The 16,846-nt window shown below is 55.8% G+C and carries 15 protein-coding genes and 1 tRNA gene; 4 read left to right on the top strand and 12 right to left on the bottom strand.

Going from position 1 to position 16,846, the window contains the following annotated elements:
* Positions 1–171: 171 nt before the first annotated feature.
* Together proB and proA are read left to right on the top strand one after the other, a co-directional pair.
* Positions 172–1,275 carry a glutamate 5-kinase gene (gene proB, locus WFM46_RS05730; RefSeq protein ID WP_103178389.1) on the top strand — a complete coding sequence of 368 codons (1,104 nt, stop codon included), beginning with the start codon at positions 172–174 and terminating at the stop codon, positions 1,273–1,275.
* A 10-nt stretch (positions 1,276–1,285) separates the two neighbouring features.
* Positions 1,286–2,539, top strand: a complete 1,254-nt coding sequence (gene proA / locus WFM46_RS05735; protein ID WP_103178390.1) for a glutamate-5-semialdehyde dehydrogenase — start codon at positions 1,286–1,288, stop codon at positions 2,537–2,539.
* Positions 2,540–2,557: 18 nt separating this feature from the next.
* Here the strand turns inward: proA and WFM46_RS05740 are convergent, their stop codons facing one another.
* Positions 2,558–5,206, bottom strand: coding sequence for a bifunctional diguanylate cyclase/phosphodiesterase (locus WFM46_RS05740; protein WP_336997224.1), 2,649 nt, complete (start codon positions 5,204–5,206; stop codon positions 2,558–2,560).
* Positions 5,207–5,501: 295 nt separating this feature from the next.
* Here WFM46_RS05740 and WFM46_RS05745 point away from each other — a divergent pair.
* Positions 5,502–5,577 (top strand) — tRNA-Thr (locus WFM46_RS05745).
* A 205-nt stretch (positions 5,578–5,782) separates the two neighbouring features.
* Here WFM46_RS05745 and WFM46_RS05750 read toward each other — a convergent pair.
* The 7 genes from WFM46_RS05750 to WFM46_RS05780 all read right to left on the bottom strand — a co-directional run bounded on the left by WFM46_RS05750 (position 5,783) and on the right by WFM46_RS05780 (position 10,685).
* Entirely contained in the window at positions 5,783–6,889 is a 1,107-nt protein-coding gene (locus tag WFM46_RS05750) for a PTS fructose transporter subunit IIC (protein WP_103178391.1), read from the bottom strand.
* A gap of 41 nt (positions 6,890–6,930) precedes the next feature.
* Complete coding sequence (locus tag WFM46_RS05755; protein WP_103178392.1) at positions 6,931–7,242, bottom strand: PTS fructose transporter subunit IIB; 312 nt, start codon at positions 7,240–7,242, stop codon at positions 6,931–6,933.
* Positions 7,243–7,313: 71 nt separating this feature from the next.
* Positions 7,314–7,784 carry a PTS sugar transporter subunit IIA gene (locus tag WFM46_RS05760; RefSeq protein ID WP_214421643.1) on the bottom strand — a complete coding sequence of 157 codons (471 nt, stop codon included), beginning with the start codon at positions 7,782–7,784 and terminating at the stop codon, positions 7,314–7,316.
* A gap of 190 nt (positions 7,785–7,974) precedes the next feature.
* Complete coding sequence (gene alsE / locus WFM46_RS05765; RefSeq protein WP_103178394.1) at positions 7,975–8,652, bottom strand: D-allulose 6-phosphate 3-epimerase; 678 nt, start codon at positions 8,650–8,652, stop codon at positions 7,975–7,977.
* Positions 8,653–8,673: 21 nt separating this feature from the next.
* Positions 8,674–9,936: a PTS ascorbate transporter subunit IIC gene (locus WFM46_RS05770; protein WP_103178395.1), complete on the bottom strand. Its 1,263-nt coding sequence runs from the start codon at positions 9,934–9,936 to the stop codon at positions 8,674–8,676.
* Between the two features lie 31 nt (positions 9,937–9,967).
* On the bottom strand, positions 9,968–10,234 hold the full coding sequence (locus WFM46_RS05775) for a PTS sugar transporter subunit IIB (protein ID WP_103178396.1): 267 nt from the start codon (positions 10,232–10,234) through the stop codon (positions 9,968–9,970).
* Positions 10,235–10,244: 10 nt separating this feature from the next.
* Positions 10,245–10,685 carry a PTS sugar transporter subunit IIA gene (locus WFM46_RS05780; protein ID WP_336997225.1) on the bottom strand — a complete coding sequence of 147 codons (441 nt, stop codon included), beginning with the start codon at positions 10,683–10,685 and terminating at the stop codon, positions 10,245–10,247.
* Positions 10,686–10,907: 222 nt separating this feature from the next.
* Here WFM46_RS05780 and WFM46_RS05785 point away from each other — a divergent pair, with 222 nt between their 5' ends.
* Positions 10,908–11,960, top strand: a complete 1,053-nt coding sequence (locus tag WFM46_RS05785) for a LacI family DNA-binding transcriptional regulator (protein WP_103178398.1) — start codon at positions 10,908–10,910, stop codon at positions 11,958–11,960.
* Between the two features lie 116 nt (positions 11,961–12,076).
* Here WFM46_RS05785 and WFM46_RS05790 read toward each other — a convergent pair whose 3' ends face one another.
* From WFM46_RS05790 to paoA, 4 genes are read right to left on the bottom strand one after another with little or no spacing between them, the layout of a single operon-like run.
* On the bottom strand, positions 12,077–12,988 hold the full coding sequence (locus WFM46_RS05790) for an XdhC family protein (RefSeq protein ID WP_103178399.1): 912 nt from the start codon (positions 12,986–12,988) through the stop codon (positions 12,077–12,079).
* Positions 12,989–12,997: 9 nt separating this feature from the next.
* On the bottom strand, positions 12,998–15,196 hold the full coding sequence (paoC, locus tag WFM46_RS05795) for an aldehyde oxidoreductase molybdenum-binding subunit PaoC (protein WP_336997226.1): 2,199 nt from the start codon (positions 15,194–15,196) through the stop codon (positions 12,998–13,000).
* Positions 15,193–16,149 (bottom strand): FAD binding domain-containing protein, encoded by a 957-nt coding sequence (locus tag WFM46_RS05800; RefSeq protein WP_156653962.1) that lies wholly within the window; start codon positions 16,147–16,149, stop codon positions 15,193–15,195. Before WFM46_RS05800 ends, paoC begins: the two co-directional genes overlap by 4 nt.
* Positions 16,146–16,835, bottom strand: coding sequence for an aldehyde dehydrogenase iron-sulfur subunit PaoA (gene paoA / locus WFM46_RS05805; RefSeq protein ID WP_214421646.1), 690 nt, complete (start codon positions 16,833–16,835; stop codon positions 16,146–16,148). The genes WFM46_RS05800 and paoA overlap by 4 nt, the downstream gene beginning before the upstream one ends.
* Positions 16,836–16,846: the final 11 nt, after the last annotated feature.

The raw sequence follows: 16,846 nt of genomic DNA on the forward strand, positions 1-16,846 counted from the left end.
ATAATTGTATTTTTCTGTTTCAGTAATAAAACCGTCAAATTCTGCCGCTACGCTTCCTGATCCCGCGCAACAAAGTGGTTGCCTCTGCGTTATGGCGGTTGGCAACGGACCCCAGTCCTGATAAAAAGTCTGATTAATATCATTTCCCTTATTGTTGAACGGCAGAGAACTATGAGTGACAGCCAGACGCTGGTGGTAAAACTCGGTACCAGTGTGTTAACAGGCGGATCGCGCCGCCTTAATCGCGCCCATATTGTTGAGCTGGTGCGCCAGTGCGCGCAGTTGCACGCCGCAGGGCACCGTATTGTGATTGTCACCTCCGGGGCGATTGCTGCCGGGCGTGAACACCTGGGCTACCCCGAACTTCCGGCCACTATTGCCTCCAAGCAGTTGCTGGCGGCGGTGGGGCAAAGCCGTCTGATTCAGCTCTGGGAACAGCTGTTCTCCATCTATGGCATCCATGTCGGACAGATGCTGTTGACCCGCGCCGATATGGAAGACCGGGAGCGTTTTCTGAACGCCCGCGACACCCTGCGCGCGCTGCTGGATAACAACATCGTTCCGGTCATTAACGAAAACGACGCGGTCGCCACCGCAGAAATCAAAGTCGGCGATAACGATAACCTTTCGGCGCTGGCCGCCATTCTGGCGGGCGCAGACAAGCTGCTGCTGCTGACCGACCAGCAAGGTCTCTTCACCGCCGATCCGCGTACCAACCCGCAGGCTGAACTTATCACCGATGTAAAAGGTATCGACGATGCGTTGCGCGCCATCGCGGGCGATAGCGTCTCTGGCCTCGGCACCGGCGGCATGGGGACCAAACTGCAGGCCGCCGATGTGGCCTGCCGCGCCGGGATCGACACCATCATCGCCGCGGGCAGCCGTCCGGGGGTTATCGGCGATGTCATGGAAGGCATCTCGGTGGGCACTCGTTTCCATGCCGAAGCGACCCCGCTGGAAAATCGCAAACGCTGGATCTTCGGCGCGCCACCCGCCGGACAGCTCACCGTGGATGAGGGCGCCACCGCCGCTATTCTGGAAAGAGGCAGTTCATTGCTTCCAAAAGGAATTAAAAGCGTGACAGGTAACTTCTCCCGTGGTGAAGTGATTCGTATCTGTAATCTGGAAGGGCGCGACATTGCCCACGGCGTCTCCCGCTACAACAGCGATGCGCTGCGCCGCATTGCAGGCCACCATTCACAGCAGATCGATGCCATTCTCGGCTATGAGTACGGCCCGGTTGCTGTCCATCGCGACGATATGATCACCCGTTAAGGAGCAGGACATGCTGGAACAAATGGGCGCCGCTGCCAAAGCCGCCTCGTACAAACTGGCGCTCCTTTCCAGCCGCGAGAAAAACCGCGTGCTGGAAAAAATCGCTGACTATCTGGAAGCCCAGTCCCACGAGATTTTGCTCGCTAACGAGCAGGATCTGCTGGAAGCCCGCCGCAACGGTCTGAGCGAGGCGATGCTCGATCGCCTGGCATTAAACCCTGCGCGTCTGAAAAGCATTGCTGACGATGTGCGTCAGGTATGCAGTCTGGCCGATCCGGTAGGGCAGGTGATTGACGGCGGACTGCTGGACAGCGGCCTGCGCATCGAACGTCGCCGCGTGCCGCTGGGGGTGATTGGCGTGATCTATGAAGCCCGTCCGAACGTCACCGTTGATGTCGCCTCGCTGTGCCTGAAAACCGGCAATGCCGCCATCCTGCGCGGTGGAAAAGAGACCTGGCGCACCAACGCCGCCACGGTAAAGGTGATCCAGCAGGCGCTGGAAGAGTGCGGCCTGCCAGCCGGTGCGGTACAGGCGATTGAAAGCCCGGATCGTGCCCTGGTCAACGAGATGCTGCGCATGGACAAATATATCGACATGCTGATCCCACGCGGTGGCGCAGGCTTACATAAGCTGTGCCGCGAGCAGTCGACGATCCCGGTGATCACCGGTGGTATTGGCGTGTGCCATATTTTTGTAGATGACACTGCCGAGCTCGAACCGGCCCTGAAGATCATCGTCAACGCCAAAACCCAGCGCCCAAGCACCTGTAACACGGTGGAGACGCTGCTGGTACACCAGGGCATCGCCGAGACCTTCCTGCCTGCCCTGAGCAAGCAGATGGCGGAAAGCGGCGTGACTCTGCATGCCGATGCCAACGCGCTGACGCAGCTGCAGAACGGCCCGGCGAAGGTTGAACCGGTGAAAGCGGAGCAGTACGACGACGAGTTTCTGTCGCTGGATCTGAACGTGAAGGTGGTGGCCGATCTCGACGATGCTATCGCGCACATTCGTGAACACGGCACCCAGCATTCAGATGCGATCCTCACCCGCACCCTGAGCAATGCCGGTCGCTTTATCAACGAGGTGGACTCATCTGCGGTTTACGTCAACGCCTCCACCCGCTTCACCGACGGCGGCCAGTTTGGTCTGGGCGCAGAAGTGGCGGTCAGCACCCAGAAGCTGCATGCCCGCGGCCCGATGGGTCTTGAAGCGCTCACCACCTACAAATGGATTGGCTTCGGCGACGATACCATTCGCGCCTGATTGCCTGCGGGGGCAGCCTCAGCGGTTGCCCGCGCTCGCTCTGGTGTTGAGACCTGCCCGATTCTGCGCCGCCAGGTCCAGCACGGCGATTTGCTGTTTTAGCGCTGTCAGGCTGAGCGGCCTGCTGATGTAATAGCCCTGGGTTTCATCGCACTCCATCATCATCAGTTTTTGCAGTTGTCCTTCGTTCTCTACGCCTTCAGCCGTAATACTCAGCGAGAACGCTTTACCCAGGCCGATAATATTTTCGACGATGGTATTGGCGCTGTCGCTCTCTGGCATACCGTCGATAAACGATTTATCCAGCTTGATGCCATCGAACGGGAAATTGCGCAGGTAGCTCAGGGAGGAGTAGCCGGTGCCGAAATCGTCCATCAGCAGCTTCACGCCCAGTTTCTTGAGCGCCAGCATGATTTCGAGGCTGTTTTCAGGATTCCACAGGGTGGCGTTTTCGGTGATTTCAATCTCCAGCCGGGATGGATCTAACTGCGATATCTCTAGCGCCTCTTTGATGCGCTCTACGACCTGCCAGGACTGGAACTCGACGGCAGAGATATTCACCGACACGGCGAGGCCGTGCAGCGACTGCTGCGCGTCCCGACAGGCGGTTTTCAGCACCCAGTCGCTCAGCGGAACGATCAGCCCGGTCTCTTCGGCCAGGGAGATAAACTGATCAGGCATGATCAGACCGAGCTCAGGGTGATCCCAGCGAACCAGCGCCTCCACGGCGATAATGCGCGAGGAGTCGTGACCATAGCGCGGCTGATAGACCAGATGGAACTGCTCTTTTTTAATCCCGTCGCGCAGGCTCTCTTCCATCTCGCGACGCTGCACCATCTGTTCAGCCATTTCAGGCGTATAAAATACCCACTTGTTACGGCCGGTGCTTTTGGCTTTGTACAAGGCGATGTCTGAGAAGCGCAGGAGCTCGCTCGCGTCGACCCCATCATGCGGTGCGATAGCCACGCCGATACTGGCACCGATTACGATCTCATTCCCGTTGATCAGGAAGGGGCGCGTAAGTTCGGCAATGATACGTTCGCACAGGGTATCAACGTACTTCCTGTCATGAATGTCGGAGATAATCAGGATAAATTCGTCCCCGCCCTGGCGCGCCACCAGATCGTAATCGCGGATACAGTCTCGTAGCCTGGTCGAAACTTCATGCAGTACGCTATCGCCGGCACTGTGACCAAACAGATCGTTGACCGGTTTGAACTTATCGAGATCGAGGCTGAGCATCGCCAGCGGATGCATCTGCGTAGGCTGCGCCCGCAGCTTGCCCTCAAGGAACTCGCGCATCCGCACCCGGTTGGGCAGCCCGGTGAGATCGTCGTGCCGGGAGAGATACTCCACGCGCGCCTGGGCCTCCACTTCAAGAGTGACATCCGTGGCGGTGCCGCGGTAGCCGGTGATCCCCTCCGGCGCGATAACCGGTTTAATCGCAATATGGCAGTAGCGCTGGTGGCCCATCGCCGAAAGATAACGGCAGTGCAGCAGGCGGCGATGACCCGTCTGGCCGGGAAGGGTGATCCACTCCGCCAGCGACTGGTTTTCGGCCTCCATCAGCTCGCTGAGCGGACGGCCAATCCAGGCCGATATGCTGTGCCCGGTGATCCCGGGAAAACGCTCCGAAAGCCAGGTAAAACGCAGCTCGGTGTCCGTCTCCCAGATCCAGTCCGTGGTCGCCTCGGCAACGTCACGAAAACGCCGTTCGCTGGCGGTGAGCGCCAGACGGTTCTGCGCCAGCAGCCAGGTATTTTCATCATACATGCGCGCCTTTTTCAGCGCGTTACGCCCCAGCATCACGCCGGGAATAGCGGTGCACAGCGCCAGCAGGATCAGCAGCGGCAGGATATAGCGCAGCAGCTCCCGACCCGGATTTTCGCTTTTCCATTCGAACGTAACCTGCTGACCATCAACGGGAAGGGTGGCTACCCCGCGTCGTCCTGCCAGCGTTGAGGTGCCCGTATGCTGCACGCGAGTCTGGGCGATACCGTACTCTTCACCCAGCGCGGCGAGTTTACGCTCATCCAGCACGTCCACAAACACCAGCACCGAGGCTGGGCCGGGGGCAGCTGCAATGCTTGAGTCATCGCCCGTAGTGATGTTGGCTGCTGCTACCAGTGCCGGATGACCTCCCTTCAGTACCACCGTGTTAGATACGGGGACGGCGTCCGGTTTGCTTATTTTCTGAATCAGGTCGGGCATGGGATCGTCGCCCAGCCAGGCTTGCAGAGAGCGTGTCACCAGCTTGCCGTTGATGACGCTATAACGGGTCTGCCCGTTGACATCCAGCACGAAGACCCCTTCGTACTCAAAATCGCGCCAGAGGGTCGCGCCCATATTCTGGCGGGTATAGGCCCAGTCGATATCCACCTTCGGATGCAGGTGCTGGTAGGCTTCTCCCCACCAGGCATAGTCTTTAATGTGGGTCGCGAGGGTATCGACACGGTTATGAATGGCCTTTTGCAGCAGCATGGCGCTGTGCTTATCGCTGTCTTCATTGATATTTCGCACAATCGTCAGCAGCGCGATGATGGCGATAATAAACAGCACCATTAGCAGAGAGACCATCAGCAGCAGGGCGCGTTTGATAAAGCTGGCGGTTCTTTTTGGCTCAAGGTCCGTGCCAGCTATGTCATCGGTGACAAAAAATTTATTCATTATGTACCCACTCTCTCAGGCATTTCTGTGTTCCGATTAGAATTGTTATCGACCTGTTCTGGCGGGGCTTGATGCCAAAATGAAAACTGAAGATAGCCGATCCTGTTGGGAAATGGGGGAAGATGGCATCGCCGATGCAGGCAAATAACCACAAAATGTGAAGAAAGGCGAAAATAGCCCTTTTTTCTGCATGGTTTTTGCGCGAGTTGGTGTAAAAATCAACGACTAAAAGAGGAGGGGTTGACGAGGTGGGCACTTTTTCTTACCCTTTTACACCGCAGTACCTCTCCTGAAAGCCGATATAGCTCAGTTGGTAGAGCAGCGCATTCGTAATGCGAAGGTCGTAGGTTCGACTCCTATTATCGGCACCATCTAAGTCAACGCGTTACCTCTGATATTCACCAGTCAGGAATGTTAGTCCCAGGTATTATCAACAGAACATATTCTTTGCATAATTTTTAGCCTGCACCGTTTACATAAGCCTGAGAAGGTGTTCGGGCAGCACCAGTAGCCTGGATACCGCCCAGCGAAACATAGAATGTTGCCAATCTACCCTGCGTGTTTTTACGTCCAGGCTTAGCTTATTTTGATGTCATCCAGATTAATATCTTCCTCTTCATCATCGTGGTTTATAACCACGTCGCGAGGAACATCCTTTTTGATGACGGCATAGACAGTAGCCGTGACAACGATATTCACCAGTAACGCCATAATACCCGCCATGGGGTGTGACATGGTTGGAATCATCAACACGCCGCCGAAAGGTACGGTTGCGTCAGCACCATATACCATGGTAACGGCACCACCACAGGCGCCACCGATTGCCGCAGCGGTAATGCCGCGAATGATATCGTTCATCACGATAGGTATTGAACCTTCCACGATATTCACCACTCCCATCGGCACCGCCGATTTCAACATCTCGATCTCTTCGTTGTTATAGATGTTTTTGCGCAGAAGTTTGGCGATAAAAAAGGCCAGCCCCAGACCGATAGGGGTTGCCGTATTCACTAGCTGAAGTGCAGTAATGGGTTCATTTATACCCTGCGCCTGAAGCGTTAAGACGAATGCGAAGCAGGTTTTATTGATCGGCCCGCCGAAATCAACAATACACAACGCGCCAATCACAGCCCCTAAGACTAAATTGGAAGAGGTACCCATACTTCTCAGGAAAGAGGTAAGCGCATCGGTAAAAATACCGATAGGCGTACCGATGATGTAGACCATGATCAGGGCGCTGATGATAGAGGCAAAAAATGGCACAATCAGTGTAGGCATTAAGCCCCGAGCCCAGCCAGGTACCTTCACATTTTTAATGATAGCAAGCGCAATATACCCGGAAATGTAGCCGCCGATCATGCCGCCGATGAAACCTGCACCAATAGCATTAGCCGCCAGGCCCACAATAAAACCCGGCGCAATACCGGGTTTGCCAGCGATCGAGCCGGAAATCCCGATAGCGATAACGACGGGCAAAAGTCCAAGGGCCTTTGCGCCCATCGTTGCTAAGGCCTGCCACAGATCAAACTGGCCCGGCACTAACGCGTCCTGAACCGTACCCCCTAGGCCCATGCCGATGGCAATAATAAATCCAGCACCACAGACAATGGGAATTAAGAACGAGATAGCAGTAAGCAGATGACCTTTAGGGTTGGCTGCTTTCCATATTTCTTTTATATTCATAAATTACGCCCTTTAATTTATAGGATACGCACAGGTAAACGTTATGAATTCACTAATTCACTGAGCTTTTCAATAAGCTTATTAGGAGATTTAACCGCCATTTCTGTTGGAACTTTAACTACTCGCTTTCCGGCGAACCGTTCTTCTCCAGATACCTTTACATCAGCGGCCAGCAGAACAATATCGGCCTGTGCAATTTCTTCAGCGGTTAAGGCGTTCTCGATACCGATAGTGCCTTGCGTTTCAATTTTGACATTGTGACCGGCTTTTTTTGCTGCTGTTTCAATTTTCTTCTGCGCAATGTATGTATGTGCAATACCTACAGTACAGGCTGTAATTCCAACGATATTCATGGGTATTCTCCATAATTTGCTTTGAGATGTTCAAACTTATCAGATAATGGCAGAGGTAATAATTTCCGGAATTAAACGGTCTGGTCTTCAGCTTCTGAATTTAATAGCTCAATGAGCTTCTGAGGATCAGTTTCTACCAGCAACTTAGCGATAATATCCTCGTCGGCTAATGAGCCTGAGACATGTGATAATAAACGGATGTGAGTGGTATTCTGATCTGCCAGACGAACAGCAAATAAAATAATACAGCGGACATCGCTCCCGTCCATCGTTTCCCAGGGAATGTCGTGTTGGGTACGCCCAATAGCCAATGCCGTATGGGCGACAGCCGAGGATTTACCGTGCGGGATCGCAATATGATTTTCGAATCCCGTTGATCCCTGCTCCTCGCGCAGCCAGACATCCCGAATAAATTCATCTTTATTAATGACCGCGCCATCCTGCACCAGTAAATCCGTTAATTCTTCAATGGCATCTTCCTTACTTCTCGCACTCATGCTTAACTTGATATTTTTGACGTTAAGAACTTCCGAAATATCCATAATTCACCTTCGATAATAAAAAAGCATTGATATAAGTGGGGATACAAAATGCTTCTTGCTTTGGCAACTACGTGCTAAAAGGTACAGCGCCCTCAACCGTACTAATCAGGAGCGCGGATAAAGAGACAGACCGGTTAAAAAGACCTTTATCCTGCGCGATGGCTTAATACGGCTGAGCGCACTGCAATTTTCAGGCAGCGACTTCGCGCTGGTAAATATCGACCATTTTATCCCAGGCATCACTCACATTATCCGCCAGGGAGAACAGGCCAGAGGTTCCTACAATAAAGACGTCAACACCGGACTGAGCGATCACATTAAAGGTTTTCTCGTTGCAGGAGCCGTCAATCTCGGTCAGATAGTGGTAACCATGTGCTTCACGCATCGCAATCAATTCTCTGATTTTGTTGAGTGATTCCGGAATAAACTTCTGCCCGGCGTAGCCTGGGTCAACCGACATGACGGTCACTTTATCCAGCAGATGCGCGTACTCTTTAATGGCATCAGCCGGGGTAGCCGGGTTCAACACCACGCCACAGCGACGGCCCGCATCTTTAATCTGGTTCAGCAGACGGAATATTTTGTTATTCGCCGTCTCCGGATGGAAGCTGATAATATCGGCCCCTGCATCAATACACATCGGAATAATATCTTCCGGGTGGTTCACCATAAGGTGCACATCGATTGGCACATCGGTTATTTTCTTCAGGTTTTCGATAAAGAACGGTGATAGCGTAATATTTTTCACATAGCTGCCATCCATAATATCAACGTGATAAAAATCCGCCCGCCCGTTCATTGCCGTAATTTGTTCTCTGAATTGCGTTAAATCCATACACATTAACGAGGGCGAAAATTTAGCCGCCATACTTACCTCCAAAAGAATCAATTAGTTAAACAGTGATACGACATGCCCAAGAATGATGCCAACCACCCCGAAGTCCGCATCGCCAAAGGTGGTGGATGCAAAGCCAAGGTCGCCCATCAAAGGCAGCAAAATTGCCGGCAAAAATGAAATCAGCAGACCGTGAGCAAATGCACCCACCACCGCGCCGCGGCGACCTCCGCAGATGTTGCCGTAAACGCCCGCCGTCGCGCCGCAGAAGAAGTGCGGCACCAGGCCAGGAACGATGACGCTTAAACCAAAGAGCGGGCACAGGAACATACTCACCAGACCGGCGGCAAAGCTTGACAGGAATCCGACGATCACCGCGTTTGGAGCGAATGGAAAGACGGTAGGGCAGTCGAGAGCCGGTTTGGCGTCTTTCACCAGTTTGTCGGCGATGCCTTTAAAGGCCGGAACAATTTCGGCAATAATCATGCGCACGCCCGCCAGGATGATCCACACGCCTGCCGCGAAGGTCAGCGACTGGATAATGGCGAAGATGATAAAGTTCTGACCACCGCTGATACTGGTTTCGACAAACTCTTTGCCTGCTACCAGCACCAGAATCACGAACAGGATCATCATCGTCAGCGAGATGGCGACCGAGGAGTCACGCAGGAAGTTCAGTGATTTCGGTACCTTCAGCTCTTCAATCGACGGGCTGCCCTTACCGATCGCTTTTCCCACCAGCGCCGACAGCAGATAGCCAGTTGAACCAAAGTGGCCCAGTGCCAGGTCATCAGTACCAGTTATTTTGCGTGTGAACGGCTGCAGAATGGCCGGCGAGACCACCATCATGATGCCGAGGATCACCGCACCCACCAGCACCACCCACAGGGGTGACAGACCGCCGACTGAGAGGATAACGGCCAGCATCGCCGACATATAGAGCGTGTGGTGTCCCGTCAGGAAGATGTACTTCAGCGGTGTAATACGGGCCAGGACAATGTTAAACAACATCCCCAGGACCATGATCATTGCCGTTGCGGTACCGTAGTTTTTCTGGGCCAGCGCCGCCATAGCATCCGTATTGGGCACTACTCCCTGAATATGGAATGAGTGCTCAAACAGCTGGCTAAAGGTCGTTAATGTCGTGGCGATAATCGCCGCTCCGGATGTTAATATCACAAAACCCATAATGGTTTTGAGGGTTCCGGAAATAACATCGGAAAAAGCTTTTTTCTGCAATAATAAGCCGATCAGGGAAAAGAGACCGACCAGGATTGCTGGTGTGCCCAACACATCATGAATAATAAACTGCAGCATAGAATAACTCCGTAAGGCCGCAAATAATTAATCAGAGATTTTCGGAAAGAATTTCTTTGATTTTATTGTTATCCAGCAGGTTAGATAAGCCAAAGACCTGGGCAGAATGGCTGGAAAGATGTTCGGCAATATCCTTAGCGCTAAGAATAATATCGGCAGTTTCACTTTTTGCCGAAGTCAGATCGGTATGAGAAACCTCTGCTTCTTTATTCAGCTCTTTAATTATTTTTTTTACGTTCATTTCGACGATAAAACTGCTGCCTAAACCGTTACCGCAAACAATCAGAACCTTTTTCATCTTCACCTCTTTATCCGTTGATAACAGTTTGAATTGTTTCCATTGTTGATGCTTTCAGCAGTGCTGAGAGTCGTTCATCATCGCTAAAAATCTCCGCCAGGTTGGTAATCATATTGATATGCTCATCTCCTGAAAGCGCACACAACATAATCACAACATAAATAGGGTCATTCTCGTCGGCATTAAAAGAAACCCCTTGTTTAATATGTAAAAGCGACAGCCCGTTTTTAATCGCTCCTTGCTCCGGGCGAGCATGTGGCATCGCCAGGCCGGGAGCTAATACATAATAAGGACCCAGCTCCTGATGGCTCTTAAAAATGGCTTCAACATATTCTTCGGTAATCGTCTCTTTCGCTAATAAGGGCTGAGCCGATAACCTAATGGCCTGTTTCCAGTCGCTGACTGAATCCACAATCTGGATATTTTCTACAGGTAGCCAGGTTGTAATCATAAATACCCCGATAGCGTTGAAAGTGAACTTACTATAGTGGAATGACTTTGCGGCTTACCGTGATCTGTATCGCAAAGTTAGCGCTAACACGGCAATAATGTTAAAATCCTTGTTACCGCTAACTTTATTATCGATACTTGTAATTACTTTGCAGTTGGGCAATGCGAAAAACGCTAAACATCATTTACAATGGTTGCCCAGTCAGGCGAAAGGAGGAGATCAGTGCAGACGTTAGAAGCGGACGATAGCGCGAGAGAAAAACGCAGGAAAAACACCGGTAAAATTACGCTCGCTGAAGTTGCAAAACTGGTCGGCGTTAGCACGATGACCGTGTCGCGCGCGTTACGTATGCCTGAAAAAGTGAATCCTGAACTCCGTAACCGCATCGAAGCGGCAGTGAGTGAGCTGGGCTATGTGCCCAATCTCCAGGCCCGTAGCCTCGCCTCCGCTGACTCCAGCCTGGTGATGGGCGTGGTGCCCTCATTTTCTTCTCCGGGCTTTCTTGCCGTCTCCGAAACCCTGCAGACCGTGCTCGCGACTCAGGGCTATAGCATGATGTTTATTGAGTCCAGTCAGGGAGGGCAGAGCGAAGAGCGCGCTTTTGCGCAAATGCTCGCCTATAACCCGGCGGCGATTGTTCAGTTCAACATTGATAACATCAGCAGTTGTTCGCAAATGATCAGTAACACCGGCGTGCCGGTGGTTGAAATTGGTGCCATCAATCGCGATGCGAGCTGGGTCAGTATTGGCGTTGACTATGCTGCTGCCATCAAAAAGCTGGTCACATCGCTTGTGCAGGCCGGATATAAGAATATCGGCCTGCTTTGCACGGCGTCCAATAACATTATGTTTCGCCAGGTACTGAGCGGCTGGAACAGCGCCATGCTCTCCGTTAACCACTCTCCCCACCGTGTGGTGACTTCTCATCTGCCCGCAGGTATTACGACCGGTTTAAACCTGCTGGGCGATATTCGTATTACCTGGCCAGAGCTGGATGCGCTGATTTGCACCTCTGATGAAATTGCCTGCGGCTGCATTATGGCCTGCCACGGTGCAGGGCAAAAAGTGCCTGACGCCCTGGCTCTGGCAAGCCTGAGCGGGGGGACCCTTGCCGCAGTCTGTTCCCCGGCGCTGACGGCGGTTGAATTCCCATGGAGTGAGACGGGAACGGTCGCAGGGAAAACGTTGCTTGATCTACTGGCTGGCAAATCGACAGATAAAGCCATCGAATTACCCTCAACGTTACAAGTTCGCGCCAGCACCAGAAAGCAGTAAGGCCGGTACCCTGGTTATGCCGCCGCATACGACAGGATGACGGGCGGTCACTGGCATTCCCGCCATGCTTATTCGCCGCTCACGACCAGCAGCATTTGACGCCAGATCCTGGTGGATCACCGCGTGTGGGCCCTTACCGCCGCCACGTCCGCCACCACCGACAGCGCCAGCGTGTTGGCATCCCGCGCCTGGGGGAAGATGCCAATCGGGGCCTTAATCCGCGCGATATCCGCATCTTTCCAGCCCAGCTCACGCAGTTTGCCCACCCGCCGCTGGTGGGTGCGCTGGCTGCCCAGGGCACCGATATAAAACGGCGCCGCTCCCAGCGCGGCCTGTAACACCGGCAGCTCCTTGTGCTGATCGTGCCAGAGCAAAATCACCGCCGTGTCCGCATCCATCAGCTCAACCGTGGGGGGATTGCAATACACCTCGTATCCCGCCGCCTGCGCCACATTGGCTGTGGCCTGCGCCTCCACCGACCCGCCATAGATCAGTAGCCGTGGGCAAGGGCGATAGCCCTGCTCGAAGCGATCGTCCTTCCAGCCTGTCCTGGGTGTCCAGGGCGCCGACTGCAATGATTGGGAAGAGGGGAGGTAATGCAGTCCCACCGGTTTACGCTGGGCGAGGCTGTTCAGCACCGCCAGCAGCGGCTGTACCGTGCGCACTTTATGGATGTTCAACGTGATGCCGCCGCCGCAGGGGAGCACAATATCGAACCACGGCGATCCCTCGCCATACTTCACCTGACGGTCCGTGCCGCAGGCGAGGGTCTCCAGCGCCTCGTACGCGGCAGCGGCCTCCACGCAGCCGCCGGAGACATAGCCGCAATAGAGCCCGTCCTCGCGAACGGCCATCTGTGCCCCCAGCGGCCTTGCTGCGCCGCCGCGGATCTCCACCAGGGTCACCAGCGCCACCGCCATGCCTGCCGTAAACGCCTCCGCCGCGAAGCGCAGCACCGCCACGCTGTCGTCGGTAGCAAAAGCCTGCTCGGGGATAATCTGTTCACTCAGCGCAGCGCCTTGCAGCATGCTCTCTCCTTACACCACATCGGGTAGCGCATCGATCAGCTTGTCCAGGGTGATGGGATACTCCCGCACCCGCACCCCCGTCGCGTTATAAACCGCATTGGCGATGGCCGCCCCGACGCCACACAGCCCCAGTTCACCCACCCCTTTGGCCTTCATCGGCGAGGAGATGGGATCGGTATCGTCGAGGAAAATCACCTTCTGTTCCGGGATATCGGCATGAACCGGGACTTCATACGCCGCCATATCGTGATTAACGAAGTAGCCAAGACGGGTATCCACCGCCAGCTCTTCCATCAGCGCCGCGCCGAGCCCCATGGTCATCGCGCCAATTACCTGGCTGCGGGCGGTTTTCGGGTTGAGGATCCGGCCTGCGGCACAGACCGCCAGCATGCGGCGGACCCGGACTTCACCTGTCGCCATATCTACCGCCACTTCGATAAAGTGACCGGCAAAGGTCGACTGCTGATACTGCTTATCCAGATCGCCAAACTCGATATTGTCTTCGGCGGTCAGCGTGCCGTTGGCTGCGGCCTCGCGAATGTCCGCGCTGCGGGTATCAAGAACGATCTTCCCGTCGCTGAACTGCGCCTGGTCCGGATCAAAACCGAGGTTCGTGGCTATGGTCTGGCGTAACTTCACGCAGGCGGCGTAAACCCCCGAAGTGGAGGTGTTCGCACCCCACTGGCCGCCTGAACCGGCCGACACCGGGAAGTTCGAATCACCGAGATGCACCGTCACCTTGTCCAGCGGCACGCCCAGCATCTCCGCCGCCGTCTGGGCAATGATGGTATAGCTCCCGGTGCCGATGTCCGTCATGTCGGTTTCTACCGTCACGTTTCCGTCCGCGTCCAGATGCACCCGGGCACCCGATTTTTCTAACAGGTTATTGCGAAAACCGGCCGCCATGCCGTAGCCCACCAGCCAGCGTCCGTCGCGAACCTGGCCGGGCGTTGCGTTGCGCTGCTTCCAGCCGAACTCTTCGGCGCCGGTACGCAGGCACTCGATAAGCTGACGACGGGAGAAAGGGCGGTTGGGATCGGCCGGATCGACCTGAGTATCATTGAGAATGCGAAACTCGACAGGATCGATGCCCGCTTTCTCCGCCATCTCATCGATGGCGATCTCAAGCGCCATCATGCCCGGCGCTTCACCGGGGGCGCGCATGGCGTTGCCCTCGGGCAGATCCAGTTTTGCCAGCCGCAGGCCGGTATGACGATTGGCGCCCGCGTAAAGCAGTTCGGTCTGCTGCACCGCCGTCTCCGGCGTGCCGCCGGGCAGATTGCCTGACCAGCTGTCATGGGCGATGGCGGTAATCTTGCCCGCCTTGTCGGTCCCGATGCGAATATGCTGAATAGTGGCCGGGCGGTGGGTGGTGTTGTTGGGGATGGTCGGGCGCGACAGCATGACCTTTACAGGGCGCTTCAGGGTGCGGGCTGCCAGTGCGGCCAGCAGCGCATCGCTCCTAAGGAACAGCTTGCCGCCAAAGCCTCCGCCGATATAGGGGGAGATGATGCGCACGTTCTCCTCGGGAATTTTCAGCGTCGCCGCCAGATCGGTGCGGCACCAGGCGACCATCTGATTGGAGGTCCAGACGGTCACCTTGTCGCCGTCCCAGACCGCCATGGAGGCATGCGGCTCCATCGCCATATGGCTCTGGTCGGGGGTGGTATAGGTCACATCTATCTTCACCTCGGCGGCGGCAAAGGCCGCATCAAAATCGCCGACGTTTTTGTCAGGGGTCTTCTCCGGGGGCTGGTTGACGGCGGGTTTTTCCTCTGCCAGCGACCAGGCGCCCTTTTCACGGCGGTACTGGACCTGCACCAGCGACGCCGCGGCCCGGGCCTGCTCGAACGTCTCTGCCACCACCAGCGCAACGGCCTGATGGTAGTGCTCTATTTTCGGGCCGCCCAGCAGGGTGGCCGTATTTCTCTCGCCTTTGCCGAGCTCGCCAGCACTGCTGGCCGTGACGACCGTCAGCACGCCTGGCGCGTTTTTCGCGGCTTGGGTGTCGATGGCGGCAATCTCGCCTTTGGCAATCGCCGATCCGACCACATAGCCATAGGCCGCGTTGGGCGCGGTGTCGTGCCATTCATAGGCATAGTGCGCCTTGCCGGTGGTTTTTAACGGGCCGTCGATACGGTCATGGGGCTGTCCAACCACCTTTAACCGATCGATTGGGTTTTCCCCTGCCGGTTTCTCAAATTTCATACCTGAGCCCTCGCTTCTGTCAGCACGGAGGCAAGCGTTCGCTTCGCCAGGGTGAGTTTGAACCTGTTTTCAGCCGTCGGATGCGCGTCGGCAAACAGCGCGTCATACACCGCCTGTGCCCCCTGGGGGAGTTGCGCATCGGCCTGCGCCATCCGCCAGGGTTTATGGGCGACGCCGCCCAGCGCGACGCGGCCGGTGCCATCGGGCTGGACAATCGCAGCCACCGAGACCAGCGCAAAGGCGTAGGAGGCGCGATCGCGAACCTTACGGTAGATGTGTTGCCCGCCCACGGGCGGCGGCAGGGTGACGGCGGTAATCAGCTCGCCGGGCGTCAGCACGGTCTCAATATGGGGCGTCTTCCCCGGGGCACGATAGAAATCGGCGAGGGGGATGTTGCGCGTTTTTCCATCTGCATTGATGGTTTCTACCACCGCGTCCAGCAGGCGCATCGCGACGGGCATATCGCCGGGATGGGTGGCAATGCAGGCTTCGCTCCCCCCGACGACCGCATGCTGACGACTAAAACCTTCCAGCGCCGCGCAACCGCTGCCGGGAAGGCGTTTATTGCAGGGCTGGTTCGTATCGTAAAAGTAGGGGCATCGCGTGCGCTGCAGAAGATTGCCCGCCGTGGTGGCCTGGTTGCGCAACTGACCAGATGCCCCGGCCAGCAGCGCTCTGGAGAGCACGGCATAGTCGCGGCGCACGCGCTCATCTGCAGCCAGATCGGTGTTACGCACCAGGGCGCCGATGCGCAGACCGCCCTCGTCGGTGGCGTCAATCTTATCCAGCCCCAGACCGTTCACGTCGATCAAATGCCCAGGGGTCTCGATTTCCAGCTTCATCAGATCCAGCAGATTGGTGCCGCCCGCGATAAATTTGGCGCCAGGTGTGCGCTGGGCGCTGGCGGCGGCTTCAGCCGGGGTTTTTACCCGCTCATAGGTGAAGGCTTTCATGATTTTTCCCCTCCGGCGACATCCTCAATGGCAGCGAGTATGTTGGCGTATGCGCCGCAGCGGCAGATGTTGCCGCTCATGCGCTCGCGGATCTCCTGGGCATTCATTTCGGGAGGAGAGACCAGATCGAGGGTCACATGGCTGGGAATGCCCGCCTCAATCTCTTTCAGCACCGCCACCGAGGAGCAGATTTGCCCCGGCGTGCAGTAGCCGCACTGATAGCTATCGTGTTTAACAAACGCCGCCTGCATAGGGTGCAGATTGTCAGGAGTGCCCAGCCCCTCGATGGTAGTGATATCGGCGTTCTGGTGCATCACGGCCAGGGTGAGGCAGGAATTGATCCTGCGCCCGTCAACGATGACGGTGCAGGCGCCGCACTGTCCGTGATCGCAGCCCTTTTTGGTGCCGGTCAGGTGCAGGTTCTCGCGCAGGGCATCCAGCAGGGTGGTGCGGGTATCCACCTCCAGCTGCTGCGCCTCTCCGTTAACGCGAAACGTTACCGGCATTTTCTCCGGTGCGGGTGTGACGGCGGATTCGCCCTCGGCCAGGGCGGAACAGGGATAGACCGCCGCGGTCGCCGCTGCTGCGGCGCTGGCTTTTAAAAGGTCCCGTCGGGACAGGCTAAAATCGTGTTGTTCGTGCTTCCCGAACTCACCATCTTCGGGGTATTCGCCTTGGTTGCTCATGCCAGGCCTCC

The organism is Leclercia sp. M50 (genome assembly GCF_037150775.1).
Lineage (GTDB): Bacteria > Pseudomonadota > Gammaproteobacteria > Enterobacterales > Enterobacteriaceae > Enterobacter.